Here is a 21,549-nt window from a genome sequence, read left to right on the forward strand (position 1 = left end):
GGAAAAGGCGTAAATATCAAAGTGTGTTTGTATGAGGCCCTGGGGCGCCCCATGCAACACGTAATTGGGACATAGCCAAGAAAAAGCCCGTCACGTTGGTGACGGGCTTTTACTGTTGGTACCCCGAGATGCCGTTGCCGGTTTGGGCCCTTGAACCGTCGGTTCAAGGCGGGGATCGGATCTGACCGCAGGCTTCTCGGTCGTGCCGAGCATGCGCAATAGCCAGAAGGCAGATCCCCTGTTTGGTATGAATATCGGCTCGGGGACTTGAACCGGCTGACAAACATCCCAGGGAATTTTAAAACGGTTTGCGATTAGGGCTGTTGCCCCTCTTCGCTGGCATCACCATATTGTCCGTGCTCGATCAGGGCCGCTTCGATGGTGCGCTGCAGCATCTTGATCCGCTTGTCCATGGTCTCAGAGTATTGGTGGTTCTTCTCTTTTTCAAGGCAGAGCTCATGACAGAAATTGAGCGCCGCCATGATAGCCAATTGCTCGTTGCTGGAGACTTTGGAGCGTTGACGCAGGTCGATCAACTTGTCGGTCAGCTGCTCGGCGGCCTGGCGCAGGGCATCCTGCTGTCCCAAGGGACAGGATACCTTGTAGGGACGTCCCAAAATGACGATTTCTACGGCCTCTGTGCTCATGCCTTCCTCAATACGGCGGAGCTGATTTCCGCCTTTATCCACGTGGACAACTGGGCGGGACTATATAGCGCAGATGCATAAGTTTCAAGGCCTTGCTGGCTCTGCAAGAGGGAGAATGCTAGGATCCTGACCATTAATTCTGCAAATTTGACTGAACTTTGAGCGGATCCTCGATGAGCAAAACGAACCCCCTTAAATATGCGGCAGTGGCCGACATCATGGAACAACATGAGCTGATGGCCAGCGCAGTAGAGGCCCATGGTGTGATCTGCGGTCTGGTGTGCGGCGGTGTGGCACTGGACGACAAGAGTTGGGTGCCCCATTTCAACGATCTGGTGAACGACGGTTTCGGCCTGCCGGCCCCGGTGCGCCAGGTGATGACCGATCTTTATCACAATGTGGTCGAGAGCTTGATGGCCCAGAAGGGCGTCGAGCTGCTGCTGCCAAGTGATGATGCTCCCCTCGACGAGCGCATCGATTCGCTGGTGGACTGGTCACAGGCGTTTCTGGCCGGTTTCGGCGTGGTGCAGCAGGAGTTGTCGCGCGCGTCGGAAGAGTTGCAGGAGATGATCCAGGATATCGCCAGCATCACTCAGGTCTCTGCCGAGTTCGATCAGGAAGATGACGAGAACGAAGCCTCCTTCCTGGTGCTCTACGAACACGTCAAACTGGGGGTCATGATGGCCTTCGAAGAGTTTGGCAAGCGCCCCGATACCCCGAGCGCGCCGCCGACCCTGCATTGAGGTGCGGGTCAACGCGACCCTTACTGAATCTGCAAGAGCGCCTGATGGCGCTCTTTTTTATTCCCTTGTGGTGGCTAACCCTGTGAGGCGCAACCGGTTTTTTGCCGGTGACCTCGCATTCGGCCAGCGGCTTTGTGATAGCATGAGGCAACCTTTTTCACTTCTTCCTCTCTGCTTATGTCTCAATCTGATGTGCGACAGGTCGATGTCACCCTGGTCGGCGGTGGAATGAGCGGTGCCGTGCTGGCCCTCTCGCTGGCAGCCCTGCTTCGATCCGATGGCTCCCCCCTCGAGATCCTGCTGCTGGAGGCAAGCGTCCCCGAACAGCACACCCATTCAGGGTTCGACGCCCGCGCCATTGCGCTCTCGGCCGGTACCTGTGATGCGCTGTTGCGACGCGGACTCTGGCCGCTATTTGCCCCCCATTGCGCTCCCATTACCCAGATTCATGTCTCGGATCGGGGCCACTTCGGTCAGGCTCGCCTGTCGGCCGCTGAATACGGTCTGCCCGCGCTGGGCCAGGTGATCGAGCTGGCAGCTGCCGGTCATGAGCTGCAACGGGCGATGGCGGCCTCTCCCAATATCCGGGTCTGCTGTCCGGCTCGGGTGAGTGAGATTGCGCCCGATGAGGAGAAGGTGACCCTCATCCTCGAGAGCGGTGAACAGATTGAGACCTGCCTGCTGGTGGCGGCAGACGGCGGCAACTCCTTTGTGCGTCAGCACTTCAAGTTGCCGGTGACCCGCCACGACTTTGAGCAGCACGCCATCATCGCCACGGTCAAAACGGCGCAAGACCCTGAGGGACGCGCCTTCGAGCGTTTTACCGAAGGGGGGCCGCTGGCCCTGTTGCCGATGCAGGATGGGCTCTCCTCGCTGGTATGGAGCGTCGGGCAGCATGAGGTGGATGAGCTGATGGCCCTCGATGAGGAGGCGTTTCTTGCCCGTCTGCAGCAGGCCTTTGGCTGGCGGCTCGGTCGCTTCGAGCGATGTGGCGTGCGTAATGTCTATCCGCTCATTCTGACCGCCTGCGACTACCCGCTGGCCCAGCGCACCGTGCTGGTCGGTAATGCCGCCCACGCGCTGCACCCGATTGCCGGACAGGGCTTCAACCTCGGGATGCGGGATCTGGACCTGCTTACCGGCGCCGTAGCCAAGGCGTTGGCAGAGGGGGAGGATATCGGTAGCTTCAAGGTGCTGAGCGGCTACTGGCAGCAGCGTCAGCGCGATCAGGCGCAGACTGTCTGGCTCACCTCCTCGCTGGCCCAGCTCTTCTCCAATGGTCACGACCCGCTGGTGGCGGGGCGCAATCTGGCGCTCACCCTAATGTGGCGATTCCCGTGCCTCAAGGCGCCGCTTGCCTCGCGCACCCTGGGCTTTGTCGCCGATGTGTGCGGCAACTAGCCAGCACTTGTTGAGTGGAACCTGTTGACCGGAAGATGGTGACCGCCATTCGTTGATCAAAACCTATTGAATAAAGAGGTGATGCCTGCGGGCGTCCCCTCGCTGGCCAGCCGGTCAGCCCTGAAAGGATGAGATGATGCAGATGCAAAATGTGGATGTGGTGATTGTCGGTGGCGGCATGGTAGGGCTTGGGCTCGCTGCGGCCTTGAAACATAGCGCCCTCAAGGTGCTGGTGGTGGAGGGACAACTGCCCGATCCGCAGCTGGGGGAGGTGGCCGATAATCGGGTCAGTGCCCTGAGTCTGGCCAGCCAGCAGATCCTGCGCCATGTCGGCGCCTGGGACGGCATTGAAGCGCGCCGCCTGCAGACCTACGACAAGATGGCGGTGTGGGAGCAGGACAGTTTCGGCCATATCGACTTCGATGCCGCCAGCCTGCGTCAGGCCAACCTCGGCCACATCGTCGAGAATCGGGTGATCCAGCTGGCGCTGCTTGAGGCGATTGAAGGTGCCAGCAATATCCAGCTGCTGACCCCCGCCAGAGCCAAGAGCCTGCAGAGCGGCCCGGCGGGCGCCTTGCTGCTCCTTGAAGATGGTCAGGCCATCTCTGCCAAACTGGTAGTTGCCGCCGATGGCGCCCACTCCTGGGTACGCCGTCAGGCTGATATCCCGCTCACCAGTTGGGATTATGGCCACCACGCCCTGGTGGCGACGGTGCGCTGCGCCGAACCCCATGAAGCGGTTGCTCGCCAGATCTTCACCCCGGATGGCCCGCTCGCCTTTTTGCCGCTGTGGAAGGAGAACCTCTGCTCCATCGTCTGGTCGCTGCCTGCGGCTCGTGCCGAGGTGCTCTGCGCCTGTGACGACGAGCAGTTCAACCGCCAGCTCACCACCGCCTTCGATGCCCGGCTCGGTCTGTGCAAGGTGGAGGGGCCGCGCAGCGCGATTCCTCTTACCGCCCGCTATGCCCGCGATTTTGCTCGCGAGCGGTTGGTGCTGGTGGGAGATGCTGCCCACACCATCCACCCGCTGGCGGGGCAGGGGGTCAACCTTGGCCTGCTGGATGCTGCCGCGCTGGCGGAGCAGATCTTGCAAAATCATGCCGCGGGCGAGGATATCGGCCTGCTCGCCAACCTGCGCAGTTACGAGCGCTGGCGCAAGAGCGAGGCGGCTCGCATGCTGGCGGCGATGGAAGGGCTCAAGCGGTTGTTCAGCGGGGCCAACCCGCTCAAGAAGCTGGTGCGGGGCGTGGGATTGCGCGCGGCCAATCTGCTGACGCCCTTCAAGGAGGGGGTGATCCGCGCTGCCATGGGGCTGGAGGGAGAGTTGCCCGCATTGGCCCGTCCTGACTGGGCTGTTGCTGCGACCAAGGGCAGTGCCATGCAGGCCAAGGGTGAAAAAAACTAATATTACTCGCCGTTTTTGACAACAAAAGTAATCCGACAAGGCTGATGACCCGTTTTGGGTGTCAGCCTTTAATTTTGCTCTGGAGCGAAACGTTTTTCTGCAAATTGTGACGAAACGGTAAAAATCAAAATTTAATCTCGCATGAGTCGGCTTATGGCTGTTTTTATCACTGCATTTATCTTAGTGTCTGGAGTCAGTTTTACGGGAGGGGATTAGTTTTTTTTGAGCGGCACGCTCGCCTGCTTGTCATATAATCCGCTCCGTTCAAGGAATCCCTCTTGCCTGGCAAGGGCAGGAGCGAGCACACACTTTTGGATCCGGTCGCTTTTTGTTGCACGCAGTGCAGTCAGAGCGGTGGCGCGGGTCGCAAGGGTGGTCGCCAAAGCGAAAAGGCTTTTTGCTAAGGAAAGAATGCGATGATCCAGACTACTGTACTGCATCCCAAACACCTGGAAGCCGGCGCCAAGATGGTGGACTTCCACGGTTGGGAAATGCCCATCAACTACGGCTCCCAGCTGGAAGAGCACCACGCGGTGCGCAGCGATGCCGGTATGTTCGATGTCTCCCACATGACCATCGTCGATTTGACCGGCGAACGGGTCAAAGCCTTTCTGCAACACCTGCTGGCCAACGACGTGGCCAAACTCACTGTCCCCGGCAAGGCCCTCTACAGCGGCATGCTCAATCCGGAAGGCGGCGTGATCGATGACCTCATCACCTATTACCTGACCGATACCTTCTACCGGCTGGTGGTCAACTCCGCTACCCGCGAGAAGGATCTGGCCTGGATCCGCCATCACGCCATCGATTTCGATATCACAGTGACCGAGCGTCCCGAGCTGGCGATGATTGCGGTGCAGGGCCCCAACGCCAAGGTCAAGGCTGCTGCTGTGCTGAGCGCCGCTCAGCGTACCGCCGTGGTGGGGATGAAACCCTTCTTCGGCGTGCAGGCTGGCGATCTCTTTATCGCCACTACCGGCTACACCGGCGAAGATGGTTATGAAATCGTGGTGCCGCAAGAGAAAGCCTGCGAGCTGTGGCAAGCGCTGCTGGATAACGGCGTGGCCCCGTGTGGTCTCGGTGCTCGCGATACCCTGCGCCTCGAGGCGGGGATGAACCTCTACGGTCAGGATATGGACGAGTCAATCTCTCCACTCGCCGCCAACATGGCCTGGACCATCGCCTGGGAGCCGAGCGATCGCAACTTCATCGGCCGCGACGTGCTGGAAGCGCAGAAAGCGGCGGGCAATCAGCCCAAGCTGGTGGGTCTGGTGATGGAAGAGAAAGGGGTGCTGCGTGCCGGCATGCCGGTTACCTTCACCGCGGCAAACGGTGAGAAGCGGGAAGGTGTGATCACCTCCGGCTCTTTCTCCCCCACCCTGGGCTACAGTATTGCCCTGGCGCGGGTGCCCCGCGATATCGGTGAGCTGGCCGAGGTGGAGATCCGCAAGAAGCTGGTCACCGTGAAGGTCACCAAGCCCGCTTTCGTCCGTAACGGCCAGAAGCTGGTTTAATACCGTTTTGGGGGAGGGCAGTGCCTCCCCCATCCCTTTTCATATTCGTTTTTAAACGCGACTCAAAGATCAAAGGAAGCACAAATGAGCCATATCCCGAGCGAACTGAAATATGCCACTTCCCACGAGTGGATCCGTGTTGAAGCCAACGGCGAGGCCGTGGTCGGTATCACCGAGCACGCCCAGGAGCTGCTGGGTGACATGGTGTTTGTCGAGCTGCCGGAAGTGGGCAAGCAGGTCAGTGCCGGTGACGACTGCGCCGTGGCCGAGTCGGTCAAGGCGGCCTCCGATATCTACAGCCCGGTGAGCGGCGAGATCATCGCCGTCAACGAAGAGCTGGAAGGGAGCCCCGAGCTGGTCAACTCCGACCCCTACAGCGCTGGCTGGCTGTTCCGCATCAAGCTCGATGACGAGAGCGAGCTGGCCAACCTGCTGGATGCCGAAGGCTACCAGAACGTGGTGGACGAAGAGTAATGCCCCCGGGCCCTGCCAACACAGCAGGGCCCCTTTGTATGACCGCCAGCCGGGCAAGCACCGGCCGGTGGAAGGGTGAAGTCGTCCGCGCCTGCCGTTTGCCAGCCTAGGAGCCTAGGGGTAAACAGGCCGGTTCGCAACTAGGCGATCCCCTCTCGATGCTGCCGCAGCATCCGGTGCCGCCCCCTGTCTGCGGGACCCAGAACATGAGTGGAGTCGGTATCAACCGACGATCAGGAACATCAGGTCTTGGTTATCAGGATGTCATGCCAGGACTTATTTATCAGGAAATAGGGAAATGACCCAGTCACTGTTTGAACTCGAGCAAAAAACCGATTTCATCCGCCGTCACATCGGGCCGGGTGAGGAAGATCTGCGCGCCCTGCTGGCCGTGGTGGGCGCCGAGAGCCTGGATGATCTGATTGAGCAGACTGTCCCCGCCGCCATTCGCCGGCCGGGTCCGCTCGGCATTGGCGCCTCCATGACCGAGGTGGAAGCGCTGGCCAAGCTCAAGGGCTATGCGGCTCAGAACAAGGTCGCCAAGAGCTACATCGGCATGGGCTATCACGATACCCACGTGCCCCACGTCATCTTGCGCAACGTGCTGGAAAACCCGGGCTGGTATACCGCCTACACCCCGTACCAGCCCGAGCTGGCGCAGGGCCGTCTCGAAGCCCTACTCAACTTCCAGCAGCTGACCCTGGACTTGACCGGCATGGATCTGGCCAGTGCCTCCCTGCTGGATGAGGCAACCGCCGCCGCCGAGGCGATGGCGCTGGCCAAGCGGATGGCCAAGTCCAAAGCCAACCTCTTCTTCGTGGCCGACGACGTGCACCCGCAGGTGATCGACGTGGTCAAGGAGCGAGCGGTTCACTTCGGTTTTGACGTGGCCGTCGGCCCGGCCGCACAGGCCTGCGCCGAAGAGGTGTTCGGCGCCCTGTTCCAGTACCCCACCACCACGGGTGAAGTGAAAGACTTGCGGGCCCTGATTGCTGCCGTACAAGCCCAGAAAGGGCTGGCCTGTGTCAGCGCCGACCTGCTCTCCCTGCTGCTGCTCAAATCCCCGGGCGAGCTGGGTGCCGACGTGGTGCTGGGCTCGGCCCAGCGCTTCGGCGTACCCATGGGCTACGGTGGCCCGCACGCCGCCTTCTTCGCCACTCGCGATGCCTACAAGCGCTCCATGCCGGGCCGCATCATCGGTGTCTCCAAGGATGCCCGCGGCAAGGCCGCGCTGCGCATGGCGATGCAGACCCGTGAGCAGCATATCCGCCGCGAGAAGGCCAACTCCAACATCTGTACCGCTCAGGTGCTGCTGGCCAACATGGCGAGCTTCTACGCCGTCTACCACGGCCCGGTGGGACTGAAAACCATCGCCTCCCGCGTGCACCGTCTGACCACCATTCTGGCGCTCGGCCTCAAGGCCAAGGGCGTGTCCCTCAAGCATGCCAGTTGGTTCGATACCCTGACCGTGCAGACTGCCGACAAGGCTGCGTTGATCGCCAAGGCCGAGGGGCTCGGCATCAACCTGCGTGCGGATCTGGACGGCGCGGTGGGCGTGTCCCTCTCTGAAACCACCACCCGTGGCGATGTGGCCGAGCTGTTTGAACTGTTCCTGGGCACAGGCCACGGCCTGGACATCGAGGCCCTCGACCAGGCGGCCCAGGCCCATCACGCCATCCCGCAGGATCTGCTGCGCACCGACGCCGTGCTGACCCACGAGGTGTTCAACAAGTACCACTCCGAGACCGAGATGCTGCGCTACATCCACCGTCTCGAAGCCAAGGATCTGGCCCTCAACTACGCCATGATCTCCCTGGGCTCCTGCACCATGAAGCTCAACGCCACCGCCGAGATGATCCCGGTGACCTGGCCCGAGTTTGGCAAGCTGCACCCGTTCGCCCCGCTGGCCCAGGCCAAAGGCTATCAGCTGCTGCTGGCCGACCTTGAAAACTGGCTGGTGAAGGTGACCGGTTACGATGCGGTCTGCATGCAGCCCAACTCCGGTGCCCAGGGCGAATACGCCGGCCTGCTCGCCATCAAGAAGTACCACGAGTCCCGCGGCGAGGGGCATCGCGACATCTGCCTCATTCCGGCGTCCGCGCACGGTACCAACCCGGCCTCCGCCCAGATGGCGGGCCTGCGGGTCATCGTCACCGCCTGTGACAAGTCGGGCAACGTGGATCTGGACGACTTGCGCGCCAAGGCCGCCGAGGCGGGTGATCAGCTCTCCTGTCTGATGGTGACCTACCCCTCCACCCACGGGGTGTACGAGGAGACCATCAAGGAGGTGTGCGACATCGTTCACCAGCACGGTGGTCAGGTCTATCTGGACGGCGCCAACATGAACGCCCAGGTGGGCCTCACTGCTCCGGGCTTTATCGGGGCGGACGTATCCCACCTCAACCTGCACAAGACCTTCGCCATTCCTCACGGCGGTGGCGGCCCGGGCATGGGCCCCATCGGCGTGAAGAAACACCTGGCGCCGTTCGTGGCCGGTCACGCCGTGGTCAAGACCGACAAGGAGAGCCGCAACAACGGCGCCGTGTCGGCGGCACCGTTCGGCTCGGCCAGCATCCTGCCCATCAGCTGGATGTACATCGCCATGCTGGGGGACGAGGGGCTGAAGAAATCCACTCAGGTGGCCATCCTCAACGCCAACTACCTGGCCAAGAAGCTGGGTGAATCCTTCCCCGTGCTCTACTCCGGGCGCAACGGTCGGGTGGCTCACGAGTGCATCCTGGATATCCGCCCGCTCAAAGAAGCCTCTGGCATCAGCGAGATGGACGTGGCCAAGCGGTTGATGGACTACGGCTTCCACGCGCCGACCATGAGCTTCCCGGTAGCGGGTACCCTGATGGTCGAGCCGACCGAGTCAGAGTCCAAGCGCGAGCTGGACCGTTTCGTCGAGGCGATGACTTCCATCCGCGCCGAGATTGCCAAGGTGCAGGACGGGCAGTGGAGTCTCACCGACAACCCGCTGGTCCATGCCCCGCACACCCAGGATGACGTGATGGACGCTGAGTGGTCCCGTGGCTACAGCCGCGCCGAGGCGGTGTTCCCGTCGGAGGCCGTGCGCGCCGCCAAGCTGTGGCCGTCGGTCAACCGTATCGACGACGTCTACGGCGATCGCAACCTGTTCTGCTCCTGCATTCCGACCGAGGATTACGCCAAGTAAGTAGCGTCCAGGAGCAACAGTTAAGCCGTATAAACAACAGGGCCACCCAGACGGGTGGCCCTTCGTTTACATGGACTTTATCTGCATGCTGCTATCCGAATGTCCGGCTTAGGTCCTTGAGCTGGCTCGCTTTGCTCTGCAAGTTGGCACTGGTTTTACTGACCTGATCGATTTTGAGGCTGTTATCGTGAGAAAGTGAGGATATCTGATTGATATTACGACAGATCTCCTCGATCACCGCTTGCTGCTGGGTCGCTGCAGCGGAAACTTGATTGGAAAAATCAGAGACCTTGTCTATTTCGATCACGACCTGATTCAGGTTGCCGGTGCTTGCCCGAGTGGTTGCGAGGCAATCATTGGTTCTGGTCACATTGAGATGCATCATCTCTTTCCATCCCCCGAGGGTTTGCTGGATATGACCAATGCTGCTCTGGATCTGCTCTGTTGCTCTATGGGTTCTGGTCGACAGGCTGCGTACCTCGTCAGCCACCACTGCAAAGCCGCGTCCCTGATCGCCCGCCCGCGCTGCTTCAATGGAGGCATTGAGTGCCAGCAGGTTGGTTTGATCCGCAATCCCGCGAATTTCACTCATGATGCTGCCGATCCGTTCGGACTCGCTCGCCAGCTCGACGGCTGACTGGAAGGCCTGCTCTGCCTGGGTAGCCAGTGCCGACATCTCTTCTCCCGCATCGGAAAGCTGATTGCTGGTGGTGATGCAATGGTTGCGCGCCTCTTCGATCTGCTGGTTGCTGTCCTGAATATTGCGGCTGATCTCTTCGGCAGCTGATGCCATCTGGGTAACTGCGGTGGCGACTTGCTGAATTTGCATATCCTGTGAGGAGATATCCCTGCTGGCCAGTGCGGCCGAACCACTCAAATTGTTGGCCATGGCATTGAGCGAGAGTGTGGTGTCATCGACTCTTCCCAGCACGGTACGGATTCTGGCTTGCCAGAGCTTGATATGGAAATCGGCAATGCTGTGGGGGGCATCCCCCGAGAAGATCAGGCGGCTGATGCTGTCGTAGTCCTGCTCAAGCTGTTGCAAGAATCGCGGTGTGAGGAAGAGCGCATTACGGTTGAACCAGAGGGTGGCCAATAGGGGAATGATGATCCAGAGCGCCTGCAGTGGTGTGAGCAGCCAGAGCGCGCTGATCACGCTGAGCAGCAGCAGGGGTATGGTCATGATGGCCGGAGTGAGCAGGCGCTGCCCCATGTGAATGGCGGAGCCGGTTTCGCGTGCCTTAAGGGTTTTGTACATCTTGTTGGCACGCGCTTTGTGCTCTACGGAGGGTCGGCAACGAACGGATTGGTAACCCACCATCTTGCCATCTTCATAGATCGGGGTGACATAGGCATCAACCCAGTAATAGCTACCATCCTTGCAGCGGTTTTTGACTATGCCCCGCCACGGCTTGCCCGCTTTTAGATGGGCCCAGAGATCGGCGAATGCCGCCTTGGGCATGTCTGGGTGGCGTACCAGGTTGTGATGTTGTCCCAGCATCTCTTCAAGGCTATAGCCTGCCACCTGACAAAACGCCGGATTGGCGTAGGTGATGTCCCCTTTGAGATCGGTGGTCGATACCAACTGGACGTTGTCGGTAAATTCAACTTCGGTATCTCTAGTGTGAGGTGTGTTGGTTACCATGATCAGGCTCCGGTTTTACCATAACGGAATACATCGTCTGAGTATGGCAGAGGCTGCTCATTTTATTGTGTTGTTGCTCATTAACTGTTCTGCGCCTAGCAGGGGCATCTACACATCTTCCATCGCAACGGTTTGGCGGGGGACGCAAGCCAAGTAACATCGCATGACTTATAGCCACGCAGCGATACAGGTAAGGCAATTAAGTTGGGGGCGATTTTATGGAATTATGACGGCACCCTGGTCAATTCGGTGCCGCAGAATATCGATATCGCCAAGCAGATCCTGGCTGAAGTCGCCCCCCATCTGACCGGCGATCAGTTACCTCGTTATCTGCGCAGCGAAGCGGAGTATCACCATGCCAATCACGCCGCCAAGAACTGGCAGGATCTCTATAGGGATTACTACGGTTTGTCGCGGGACGAGATGGTGCTGGCTGGCAGTCTGTGGGCCAAGCATCAGGAGATGAACCGGACCGAGGTGCGGTTTTTTGCGGGGCTGGAGGCGGTGATTGACCATTTCTCTGCCATTTCCCATGGCATTTGTTCGAAAAACGCCTAAAAAACCTTCTCCGGGTGCTTGAACTGCATGGCGTGAACAGCCGGTTCAAGGCTGTGGTCGGCTATGATGACGTGCCCGGAGTGCAGCAAAAACCTCATCCTTTCGGTGACCTCAAATGTCTGGAGTCTATCTTCGGCCCAGCCTGGTGCGAGTCGCTGATCTATATCGGTGACCATGAAGCGGATGTGCAGTTTGCCCGTCATTTGCAAGGGGCGCTTGGCGAGCAGAGCCGCGCGACCCCGGAGCGCTGGGAACACCAACCCGACCATATCGTCCGTGACGTCGAGGGTCTGCTCCCCATCGTCGGGCAATATCTGTAACGCCGGTTGCAGATTGTCATACAGAACATGCAAAACGCCGATCTGTTGATCGGCGTTTTGTCTATGTGAAGCCTGATGGTTTCACACTCAGCTGGCTTAACACTCTGCCTGCTTAAAAATGGGTGGTTTAAAACAGCAGTTGCGTCAGGTAGCCCATCAGGATCGCCATGCCGAGGATCACGGTAAGGAAGGACGCAATCATCGGGGTTCTGAACATGGATTTGAGCAGGATCACCTCGGTCAGGCTGGCACCGGCACTGCCGATGATCAGCGCCATGACGGCGCCCATCCCCATCCCTTTGCCCAGCAGTACCGACGCCAGCGGGATCACGGCCTCGGCGCGGATGTAGAGCGGGATCCCGACGATGGCGCTGAAGGGGATGGCCAGCGGGTTGTCGGCGCCGGCATGGGCGGCGATCCACTCGGCCGGAATAAAACCGTAAATAAACGAGCCGATGAGCACCCCTAGCAGCAGGAAGGGCAATACCGCTTTGAACTGCTGCCAGGCATCGATGCGAGCTTTGACCCAGGCGGTGGGGAGCTGTGGTGCACGGGTAAGGGTTGCCGTGCCATCGCCGCAGCAGGAGAGGGTGGCCTGTTCTGCCATCTCTGGTTGAGGTGCCGGGCAGCACGCTGCCCCGTTGAGGGGTTTGATTGCGCGAATGGCACTGCGTTGGTTGTCACTGCAATGTGCTTGAGTTGTGGCGCGGGTCGCCGGGCTACAGTCGCTACCGCAAGAGGGGGTGGCCTCTTTGGGGTCGATGACATGGCGCTCGAATCCCAATCTGTCGAGCAGCATGCTCGCCATGACGGAGACGCTGGCGGCGATCACGGCGTAGAGCAGGGTCACTTTCCAGCCAAAGGTGGCCCACATCAAGCCGACGATGATGGGGTTCAGCAGTGGCGAAATAAACAGGAAGGTGAGGGTCGGGCCAAAGCCAGCCTTGGCCGAGAGCAATCCTCTCAGCATGGGGATGGTGGAGCAGCTGCAAAAGGGGGTGACGGCACCGAGCAGGGCCGAGAGCAGATAGCCCTTGCCATGTCTCGCCCCCAGCATCCGCTGGATCTTCTCGTCGGGGATCTTCTGACGGATCAGGCTGACCCCGGCGCTAATGACCAGAAACAGTACCGACAGCTCGACAGCCAGAAACAGGAACATCTGGGCTGCATCGGTCAGCATGGTTAACCACTCATTCATTGTCGTATCCTCACTTGGTTTCTATATTTCCAAAATAATCGAAATAAATGTTCGGTCAAGATATTTCTGGTATTATCGAAATATCAAATTCGTGGAGGGCGCAGAGATGCAACTGGAAGAGGTCGCCAAGGCATTGAAAGAGCTGGGTCATCCGACCCGGCTGTTTATCTTCAAGCATCTGGTCAAGGCGGGAGAGCTGGGGCTGCCGGTGGGTGAGCTGCAAAAGCAGCTGGCGATCCCCGCATCCACCCTCAGCCACCATATCGGGGCGCTGGTCTCGGTGGGGCTGGTGAAGCAAAACCGGGAGAGTCGCACCCTGCTTTGCGTCTCTCAATACGCGGTGTTGGAGGAGATCATCGCCTTTTTCCGCGATGAGTGTTGCGTCAACAGCCCAGAGCATCGGCAAGATCAAAGGCAAGAGCTGCCTTCCTGAGGGCTACGGCTGCTAGTAGTACTGCGCGCAATAAAAAAACGCCGATCATCCGATCGGCGTTTTGCATTGTTTTTCTCAGCTGCGGGCATTAACCCAGATTGGCTGCAACCTTGCTTTGAGCTTGTCCTTTGCGCTTGATGACAAAGCCAATGCCCAGTACCACCAGCCAGGCGGGGATCAGTTCGACCGAGATGCGGAAATCGGGGGTCATATACATGATCACCAGAATACCGGCCATGAACGCGAGGCAGAGGTAGTTGCCGAAGGGATACCAGAACGCCTTGAACTTGGGCTGGACACCCTCTGCGACCTTGGCCTTGCGGAACTTGAGGTGCGCGAGGCTGATCATCGCCCAGTTGATCACCAGTGCGGAGACCACCAGTGCCATCAGCAGACCAAACGCCTTGCCCGGCATCAGGTAGTTGATCAGCACGCAGAGCAGAGTGGCGATGGCCGAGACCGAGAGGGCAACCAGCGGCACGCCGCTCTTGTTGGTCTTGAGCAGGGCTTTCGGGCCGTTGCCCTGTTTGGCCAGACCGAACAGCATCCGGCTGTTGCAGTAGACGCAGCTGTTGTAGACCGACAGTGCCGCCGTCAGCACCACGATGTTGAGCACGGTGGCGACCAGATTGCTGTCCAGAGCGTGGAAAATCATCACGAACGGGCTGCCGCCTTCCACCACTTTACCCCAGGGGTAGAGGGACATCAGGATAGCCAGGGCACCGATGTAGAAGATGAGGATACGGTAGATCACCTGATTGGTGGCCTTGGGAATGCTCTTCTCGGGATTGTCCGCTTCGGCGGCGGTAATACCGACCAGCTCCAGACCGCCAAAGGAGAACATGATCACCGCCATCGCCATCACCAGACCGCTGATGCCGTTGGGGAAGAAGCCCCCTTGTGCCCACAGGTTGGTGACGCTTGCCTCGGGTCCGCCGGCACCGGAGAGGAGCAGATAGCCGCCAAAGCCAATCATGCCGATGATGGCGACCACCTTGATGATGGCGAACCAGAACTCCATTTCGCCAAACGCTTTGACGTTGGAGAGGTTGATGGCGTTGATCAGCACGAAGAAGAAGGCTGCCGACATCCAGGTCGGGATCTCGGGCCACCAGTACTGGACATAGATGCCCACCGCGGTCAGCTCGGCCATGCTCACCAGCACGTAGAGCACCCAGTAGTTCCAGCCGGACGCAAAACCGGCAAACTCGCCCCAGTATTTGTAGGCAAAGTGGCTGAATGAACCGGCTACCGGCTCTTCCACCACCATTTCACCGAGCTGGCGCATGATCAGGAAGGCGATAAAGCCGCCGATGGCATAACCCAGCAGGACTGAGGGGCCTGCCATCTTGATGGTTTGGGCAATGCCCAGAAAGAGGCCGGTGCCGATGGCGCCGCCCAAAGCAATCAACTGAATGTGGCGGTTTTTAAGGCCGCGCTTCAGCTCCTCACCGTCTTGTTTCAAATCCATGGGTCTGTCCTTACGTCTCTGTTGTCTCTTGTCGGTGTTGGGCTCATCCTGAGCAGGCCGCAGTGCGTAGCCAAAACCTGACGAAAGCTGTATTTATTTCGTTACACCATGCCATTTGCAATTTTTAGTGTTGGCTGGCAACCGAAGCAGAATAGTGATAATCCGCCATGAATGCACCTGTTTTCCATCTCTAATGGCCGTGTTTTGTACCAAAGGCAGCTTTTTCATGATCTGAAGAGGCTTCTTGGTAGTTTTTGGTTAATGTTTGTGCAATCGAATTCTGTTTGATTGACATTTTGTCTTGTTGGTGTGCTTTTGTGTGCCAAGCCACAAATGGATGCAAATGATGCCAAACAAGCGAGAGTACAGGGAAGAGTGCAGGGAGTTGGAGTACAGAAAGTGCGAAAGCGTGCTGCAACAAGGGGTTGCCCGGAGTGTGCTGGTGGCGCTCTGGTTAGGGATTGCCGCCAGTCCGCTGTTGTTGCTGGTGGCCGCGATTATGTTGCTGGGTTGGCTGTTACTCGGTGATCAGGAGTTGCTGCACTACTGGCAGCCGCTGTTGCTGGTTGGTGGGGTAACGGGGGCGCTCGTTGGCGGCTGGTTGGCGGAGCGGGTTCGCCTGCGCCACGGTTTGCTGGCCTTCTATGCCCGGTTGATGAACAACCCTGAGCTCAATCGTTAGTGAACGCTGGCTGTTTGCCGAGCGCAGCAGAACGGAATCGAATAGCGGCTAACTGGCAGCGGGTGACAAGGGCACAACGCCAAGGTCGACAAGAAGAGGGATAAGCATTTGTGGTGCTTATCCCTTTTTTATCCACGCTTTTCACTGTCATCGATGTGAATTGCAGTTCGCCACAGCTGACTTTCGCCGCGACACTGTAATTTTTATCTTTTGTTGATGCCGATAGCTGTCAAGCTGGCTTAACAGAGCTGGCGGCGCAGACCGGTCGCCTCGAGGACCTTGGCGCTGATCTCCTCCACCGAGTGGGAGCTGGTATCGAGGAAGCGGATCGCCTCCTGGCGAAACAGTCGCTCCACGCAGGCCAGCTCCTGCTCGCACTGTTCGATGGAGGAGTAGCGGCTGTTGGCACGGCGCTGGTTACGGATCTCGTGCAGCCGCTGCGGCGCTATGGTGAGGCCAAACAGCTTGTGACGGTTGGCCTTGAGGGGGGCGGGCAGCTCCAGCATGCCCATGTCCTGCTCGATAAAGGGGTAGTTGGCGGCGCGAATGCCAAACTGCAGCGCCAGATAGAGGCTGGTGGGGGTCTTGCCGCAGCGGGAGACCCCGATCAGGATGATGTCCGCCTCATCGTACTCTTTGGTGGTGATGCCATCGTCGTTGGCCAGTGCGAAGTTGACCGCCTCGATGCGATCGTCATAGAGCTTGCGGTTCTCCATGCCGTGGGTGCGGTGGAGGCGGGGCTCGGCTTTTACCCCCAGCTCCTGCTCCAGCGGGCTGACGAAGGTGTTGAGAAAGTCGTGGCCGCACGCCTCCGATTTCAGTACCTCTTCCCGTACCAGCGGGTCGACGATTGTGTGAAACAGAATGGGGCGTACCCCGGTTTGGCGAAACTGCTCGTCGATCCGCATCCGTACCTGACGGGCTTTCTCCAGTGTCTCCACAAAGGGGATAGTGATCTGCTCGAAGGCCAGCGGAAACTGGCTCAATACCGCATGGCCGAACACTTCGGCGGTGATGGCGGTGCCGTCTGAAACATAAAATACGGTGTGCACGTAGGGCTCCTGTGATACCGCGGGTGGGGTCGCATGGGGTAAGGGGTGAGAAGTATCTCCCGAAACCATACCAGTTTTGTCAACCGGTCTGCTGTGCCCAAGTTGTGAAGTGGCTTGCAAACCTGAATCGTTATCTTTTTGTGTCGCCATTGTAGAATGTTCCGGTCATTCGACCATCCCCAACTCTTGCTCGGGGATTTTTTTGAAAATCAGTAGAAAACGTTTTCATTGTCGTTGGCAACAAAAGAAACAGACAATAACGCACCTGACTTACCCATAACCTCATCGATTAAATCGGGCGCACGAGGTGCTATGGCACCGGTGCCCACCAACCTGGAGACATCCAAGTGCAACAGTACGTGCTCTGGTACGAACAACTCGGAATGCAGGACGTAGAACGAGTTGGCGGCAAGAACGCATCCCTTGGCGAGATGATCAGCAACCTCTCTGGCGCCGGTGTATCCGTGCCGGGGGGCTTTGCCACCACCGCCTTTGCGTTTAACGAGTTTCTGGAGTCAAGCGGCCTCAACGGCAAGATCCACCATCTGCTCGACAATCTCGACGTGGACGATATCGCCGCCCTCAACCGGGCCGGTCAGCAGATCCGCGATTGGGTGATCGAAGCCCCGTTCCAGCCCGAGCTGGAGCAGGCTATCCGGGTTGCCTATGAAAAGTTGAGTGCCGGTGTCGAGGCCTCGTTTGCGGTGCGCTCCTCCGCCACCGCCGAGGATATGCCGGACGCCTCCTTTGCCGGTCAGCAGGAGACCTTCCTCAACGTACGTGGCATCGATGCCGTCATGACGGCGGTCAAGCATGTGTTTGCTTCCCTGTTCAACGATCGCGCCATCTCCTATCGGGTGCATCAGGGCTACGACCACAAGGGTGTTGCCCTCTCGGCAGGGGTGCAGCGGATGGTGCGCTCGGATCTCGCCGCCTCCGGCGTCATGTTTACTCTGGATACCGAGTCCGGCTTCAACGACGTGGTCTTTATCACCGGCGCCCATGGTCTTGGCGAGATGGTGGTGCAGGGGGCGGTCAACCCGGATGAATTCTATGTGCACAAGCCGACTCTCAAGGGGGGCCGCCCGGCGGTGGTGCGCAAGACCCTCGGCTCCAAGCTTATCAAGATGACCTACTCTGACGATGCCGGTCACGGCCGTCAGGTGAAGATTGTCGACACCAATGAGGCCGAGCGCAGCCGCTTCTGCATCAGCGATGAGGAGGTGATGGCGCTGGCGAAACAGGCCCTTATCATCGAGCAGCACTATGGCCGCCCGATGGACATCGAGTGGGCCAAGGATGGGCAGGATGGCCAGCTCTACATCGTGCAGGCACGCCCGGAAACCGTGCGCAGCCGCCAGGAGGCCAACACCCTCGAGCGTTTTGCCCTCAAGCAAGCGGGCAAGGTGCTGATCGAGGGGCGGGCCATCGGTCACAAGATTGGCGCGGGCCCGGCGCGGGTCATCTCCTCCATCAGTCAGATGGACGAAGTACAGCCCGGCGACGTGCTGGTCACCGACATGACCGACCCGGACTGGGAGCCCATCATGAAGCGGGCCTCCGCCATCGTCACCAACCGGGGCGGCCGTACCTGTCACGCCGCCATCATCGCCCGCGAGCTGGGCATTCCGGCGGTAGTGGGCTGTGGCAATGCCACCGATAGCATCGAGGCTGGCCAGCTTATCACCGTCTCCTGCGCGGAAGGGGATACCGGTTTTATCTATGACGGCGAGCTGGACTTCGATGTGGCGGTGACCGAGGTGGGCAATATGCCGCGCCTGCCCATCAAGATCATGATGAACGTCGGCAACCCGGACCGCGCTTTCGACTTTGCCCAGTTGCCCAACGCCGGGGTGGGGCTGGCACGCCTTGAATTCATCATCAACCGGATGATCGGGGTGCACCCCAAGGCACTGCTGGAGTTTGACCAGCAAACCCCAGAGCTCAAGGCCACCATCGGCAAGATGATCGCCGGTTACGACAGCCCGCGTGAGTTCTACGTGGCCAAGTTGACCGAGGGGATCGCCACTCTGGGCGCTGCGTTCTGGCCGGAGCGGGTGATCGTGCGGATGTCGGACTTCAAGTCCAACGAGTACGCCAATCTGGTGGGCGGTCGTGGCTACGAGCCCCACGAGGAGAACCCGATGATCGGTTTTCGTGGCGCATCCCGCTACATCGCCGATAGCTTCCGCCCCTGCTTTGCCCTCGAGTGCGAGGCGATCAAGCGGGTGCGCGATGTGATGGGGTTGACCAACGTCGAGGTGATGATCCCCTTCGTGCGCACCGTGGGCGAGGCGGAGCAGGTGATCGACATCCTGGCCGAGAACGGTCTGCGCCGCGGCGAGCGGGGGCTCAAGGTGATCATGATGTGCGAGATCCCGAGCAATGCCCTCTTGGCAAACAAGTTCCTCGAGCACGTGGATGGCTTCTCCATCGGCTCCAATGACATGACCCAGCTCACCCTTGGGCTGGATCGGGACTCGGGGCTGATTGCCCACCTGTTCGACGAGCGCAACGAGGCGGTCAAGGCACTGCTGTCGATGGCGATTCAGGCCGCGCGCAAGGCGGGCAAGTACGTGGGGATCTGCGGTCAGGGGCCATCCGATCACCCTGACTTTGCCGCCTGGCTGGTGGAGCAGGGGATTGACTCGGTGTCGCTCAACCCCGATACAGTGGTCGATACCTGGCTCTATCTGGCGGAGCAGCATGGCGCCAAGTAAGTCACTATCGACATGAGTGATTAGAAAGGGGGGCCTAATGGCCCCCTTTTGATCGCTATTATCTTATGTTTTGCCCTTGGGCTTATTCCACCAGGCTCATACCGGGGATCTGGCGCCAGTAGCCGTTGCAATCGCTTCCTTGCTGCAAGGAGAGGGGAGCCTGGCCCTGCCGGTTGGCTTTGAAGCGGGCCAGCATCTCCAGCGTCTCCATCCCTTGCGGCGAAAGCCTGACCACATCTACCAGACCTTCCATACCAGCCAGCTCGTTACCCAGGTTGTAGCAGTAGCCGGACTGGGTCTGGATCCCGTTGAGATTGAACACCCGCTCCCCCTCGCGGCTGTTGGCCAGTCGTCCGGTGGGGTAGTTGATGCAGGCGAGCTCGCAGTTGTCCTTGGGCTTGTCGAGGGAGCGGGCGGTGAAGCAGCGCGCCGAATAGGCGAGCGGCAGATGGCCGTAGGCAAACACCTCCACCTCAAATTGGTCGCGCAGGGGACCCAGATCCTGATTGAGCTGGATCAGCCAGTCACGGGAGAGCTCCACCGGCATGACCCAGCGTTTCATCCCCTGTTTGAGCAACATGCGCAGCACATCGGCGTTATAGGCGTTGATGGCGGGACCACAGACGAAGGGGATCCCTGCCTCCCTGGCGAGTTGCACCGTACCGAGATCGTTGGCTTCGACCATAAGATCGCCATTGTCGACCAGCCGCTTCACCTCCTTGAGCTCGGAAGGGGCGGAGATAAGGGCGAGGGTCGAGAGCACCACCTGCTTGCCGGAGTTGGCCACCTGACGGGCCAGTGCAATCCAGTCATCGACTTTGAGTTCGCGCCGCTTGCTGCAAACGGTCTCCCCCAGATAGATGATGTCGGCCTGACTGTCGGCGGCGGCATGGTAAAAGGCTTCGGTATCGGCCTTGGGCCAGTAGAAGAGCAGGGGCCCGAGAGAAAATTGCATGGGTGGACTCCTTATTGCCACTGACGATGGTAGGCGCCGAGGGTAGTCTGGCTACCTTCGGAGACGCGTGCGAGCTGGGCATCCCACTCGGCTTTGACCTGATAGGCTTCGGGATTGGCCTGATAGGCATCGATGGCCGCACGCCAGACCCGGGTCACTTGCTCCACATAAGCAGGGCTGCGTTGGCGCCCTTCAATCTTGACCGACTGGATCCCGGTCTTGAACAGCTCGGGCAAGAGACCCAGAGTGTTGAGACTGGTGGGCTCTTCCAGCGCGTGGTAGGTCTGGCCATCCACGTCGAAACGCCCCTTGCACAGGGTCGGGTAACCAGCATTTTCGCCCGGGCCATAGCGGTCGATCAGCACTTCGTTGAGTCGCGACTCGAGGCCATTCGGGGTCTCTTCCCAACGGACGAACTTGGCCGGTGAGCAGGCGCCGACGGTGTTGGGGCTCTCGCCAGTCATGTAGGAAGAGAGATAGCAGCGCCCCTCGGCCATGATGCAGAGGCTGCCAAAGGCGAATACCTCAAGGCCAACATCGGTCTCGCGGGCCAGCTGCTTGACCTGATGCATGGAGAGCACCCGGGGCAGCACCACCCGTGTGACATTGAATTGCTGCTGATAGAAGCGAATGGCGGCGGCATTGGTGGCGCTGGCCTGCACCGAGACATGGAGTTCCATCTTGGGGTAGTGGCGGCTGGCATATTCCAGCACGGCGAGATCGGCGATGATTAACGCATCGGCGCCGAGGGCCACCCCGCGATCAACCGCCTGTTTCCATCGAGTATCGGCCCCGGGATGGGCAAAGGTATTGATGGCAATATGCAGCTTGCGACCATGTTGATGCACATAATCTACCGCCTTCTCCAGTTTGCTGTCGGTAAAGTTGAGACCGGCAAAGTGGCGTGCATTGGTGTCATCCTTGAAACCGATATAAACGGCATCGGCCCCGTTATCCACGGCGGTTTTCAGTGCCGGCAAACTGCCTGCCGGACAGAGTAATTCCATTGGTACGCTCCGAGAGTGCATATGAAGGGCAAACGAGCCCTGATTGTATGCAGCCATGCACTCCCGCTTTTTGACCTGAGGCAGCTTTATGTGGCTTTACCCTTCTTGAGGTAACCCTGCACAAGTTTGATTTCCAACAGGATCTTGCC

Annotated in this window: 19 protein-coding genes and 1 other RNA gene; 11 read left to right on the forward strand and 9 right to left on the reverse strand. The window is 59.4% G+C overall.

The features are described 5' to 3' along the window. Positions 1–116: 116 nt before the first annotated feature. Together ssrS and zapA are read right to left on the reverse strand one after the other, a co-directional pair. Positions 117–298, reverse strand: a non-coding RNA gene (gene ssrS, locus G5182_RS00005) — 6S RNA. 16 nt (positions 299–314) lie between these two features. Next, complete coding sequence (zapA, locus tag G5182_RS00010; protein WP_167558254.1) at positions 315–647, reverse strand: cell division protein ZapA; 333 nt, start codon at positions 645–647, stop codon at positions 315–317. A gap of 173 nt (positions 648–820) precedes the next feature. Here zapA and G5182_RS00015 point away from each other — a divergent pair, with 173 nt between their 5' ends. From G5182_RS00015 to G5182_RS00025, 3 genes are all read left to right on the forward strand, one after another. Further along, positions 821–1,390: a UPF0149 family protein gene (locus G5182_RS00015; protein WP_005346580.1), complete on the forward strand. Its 570-nt coding sequence runs from the start codon at positions 821–823 to the stop codon at positions 1,388–1,390. Between the two features lie 177 nt (positions 1,391–1,567). Beyond that, a complete protein-coding gene (ubiH, locus tag G5182_RS00020; RefSeq protein ID WP_421254047.1) occupies positions 1,568–2,791 on the forward strand; it encodes a 2-octaprenyl-6-methoxyphenyl hydroxylase in 1,224 nt (407 codons plus the stop codon). Between the two features lie 136 nt (positions 2,792–2,927). Then, on the forward strand, positions 2,928–4,196 hold the full coding sequence (locus G5182_RS00025; RefSeq protein ID WP_227343070.1) for an FAD-dependent 2-octaprenylphenol hydroxylase: 1,269 nt from the start codon (positions 2,928–2,930) through the stop codon (positions 4,194–4,196). Positions 4,197–4,408: 212 nt separating this feature from the next. On the opposite strand, the gene G5182_RS00030 is transcribed toward G5182_RS00025, so the two are convergent. Continuing rightward, the gene (locus G5182_RS00030; protein WP_041915404.1) at positions 4,409–4,636 is read right to left on the reverse strand and encodes a hypothetical protein; all 228 of its coding nucleotides are present in this window, start codon (positions 4,634–4,636) and stop codon (positions 4,409–4,411) included. Between G5182_RS00030 and gcvT the strand changes: the two genes are divergently transcribed. The 3 genes from gcvT to gcvP all read left to right on the forward strand — a co-directional run bounded on the left by gcvT (position 4,613) and on the right by gcvP (position 9,359). Then, entirely contained in the window at positions 4,613–5,710 is a 1,098-nt protein-coding gene (gcvT, locus tag G5182_RS00035; protein ID WP_075115155.1) for a glycine cleavage system aminomethyltransferase GcvT, read from the forward strand. The genes G5182_RS00030 and gcvT overlap by 24 nt on opposite strands. 84 nt (positions 5,711–5,794) lie before the next feature. Beyond that, positions 5,795–6,184 (forward strand): glycine cleavage system protein GcvH, encoded by a 390-nt coding sequence (gcvH, locus tag G5182_RS00040; protein ID WP_005333898.1) that lies wholly within the window; start codon positions 5,795–5,797, stop codon positions 6,182–6,184. A 298-nt stretch (positions 6,185–6,482) separates the two neighbouring features. Beyond that, a complete protein-coding gene (gene gcvP, locus G5182_RS00045) occupies positions 6,483–9,359 on the forward strand; it encodes an aminomethyl-transferring glycine dehydrogenase (RefSeq protein ID WP_227340766.1) in 2,877 nt (958 codons plus the stop codon). 91 nt (positions 9,360–9,450) lie between these two features. On the opposite strand, the gene G5182_RS00050 is transcribed toward gcvP, so the two are convergent. Continuing rightward, positions 9,451–11,004: a methyl-accepting chemotaxis protein gene (locus G5182_RS00050; RefSeq protein ID WP_227340765.1), complete on the reverse strand. Its 1,554-nt coding sequence runs from the start codon at positions 11,002–11,004 to the stop codon at positions 9,451–9,453. A gap of 204 nt (positions 11,005–11,208) precedes the next feature. On the opposite strand from G5182_RS00050, the gene G5182_RS00055 reads away from it, so the two are divergent. Next, a complete protein-coding gene (locus G5182_RS00055; protein ID WP_227340764.1) occupies positions 11,209–11,562 on the forward strand; it encodes an HAD family hydrolase in 354 nt (117 codons plus the stop codon). A gap of 32 nt (positions 11,563–11,594) precedes the next feature. Then, positions 11,595–11,882 (forward strand): HAD family hydrolase, encoded by a 288-nt coding sequence (locus G5182_RS00060; RefSeq protein WP_421231444.1) that lies wholly within the window; start codon positions 11,595–11,597, stop codon positions 11,880–11,882. 127 nt (positions 11,883–12,009) lie between these two features. Here G5182_RS00060 and G5182_RS00065 read toward each other — a convergent pair whose 3' ends face one another. After that, complete coding sequence (locus G5182_RS00065) at positions 12,010–13,080, reverse strand: permease (protein WP_227340762.1); 1,071 nt, start codon at positions 13,078–13,080, stop codon at positions 12,010–12,012. A gap of 106 nt (positions 13,081–13,186) precedes the next feature. Here G5182_RS00065 and G5182_RS00070 point away from each other — a divergent pair, with 106 nt between their 5' ends. Continuing rightward, positions 13,187–13,513 (forward strand): ArsR/SmtB family transcription factor, encoded by a 327-nt coding sequence (locus G5182_RS00070; protein WP_227340761.1) that lies wholly within the window; start codon positions 13,187–13,189, stop codon positions 13,511–13,513. A gap of 88 nt (positions 13,514–13,601) precedes the next feature. Here the strand turns inward: G5182_RS00070 and G5182_RS00075 are convergent, their stop codons facing one another. Continuing rightward, a complete protein-coding gene (locus tag G5182_RS00075) occupies positions 13,602–14,984 on the reverse strand; it encodes an amino acid permease (RefSeq protein WP_005352966.1) in 1,383 nt (460 codons plus the stop codon). Between the two features lie 385 nt (positions 14,985–15,369). Between G5182_RS00075 and G5182_RS00080 the strand changes: the two genes are divergently transcribed. Next, positions 15,370–15,666, forward strand: a complete 297-nt coding sequence (locus G5182_RS00080) for a hypothetical protein (RefSeq protein ID WP_227340760.1) — start codon at positions 15,370–15,372, stop codon at positions 15,664–15,666. A 239-nt stretch (positions 15,667–15,905) separates the two neighbouring features. Here the strand turns inward: G5182_RS00080 and ppsR are convergent, their stop codons facing one another. Next, positions 15,906–16,718, reverse strand: coding sequence for a posphoenolpyruvate synthetase regulatory kinase/phosphorylase PpsR (gene ppsR, locus G5182_RS00085; protein WP_005344832.1), 813 nt, complete (start codon positions 16,716–16,718; stop codon positions 15,906–15,908). Between the two features lie 347 nt (positions 16,719–17,065). Between ppsR and ppsA the strand changes: the two genes are divergently transcribed. Continuing rightward, positions 17,066–19,438, forward strand: a complete 2,373-nt coding sequence (gene ppsA, locus G5182_RS00090; protein WP_227340759.1) for a phosphoenolpyruvate synthase — start codon at positions 17,066–17,068, stop codon at positions 19,436–19,438. An 82-nt stretch (positions 19,439–19,520) separates the two neighbouring features. Here the strand turns inward: ppsA and G5182_RS00095 are convergent, their stop codons facing one another. Together G5182_RS00095 and ubiU are read right to left on the reverse strand one after the other, a co-directional pair. Continuing rightward, the gene (locus G5182_RS00095; RefSeq protein WP_216978555.1) at positions 19,521–20,393 is read right to left on the reverse strand and encodes a U32 family peptidase; all 873 of its coding nucleotides are present in this window, start codon (positions 20,391–20,393) and stop codon (positions 19,521–19,523) included. Positions 20,394–20,404: 11 nt separating this feature from the next. Further along, complete coding sequence (ubiU, locus tag G5182_RS00100) at positions 20,405–21,400, reverse strand: ubiquinone anaerobic biosynthesis protein UbiU (RefSeq protein ID WP_216978556.1); 996 nt, start codon at positions 21,398–21,400, stop codon at positions 20,405–20,407. Positions 21,401–21,549: the final 149 nt, after the last annotated feature.

Source organism: Aeromonas sp. 600948 (genome assembly GCF_049174875.1).
Lineage (GTDB): Bacteria > Pseudomonadota > Gammaproteobacteria > Enterobacterales > Aeromonadaceae > Aeromonas > Aeromonas veronii_A.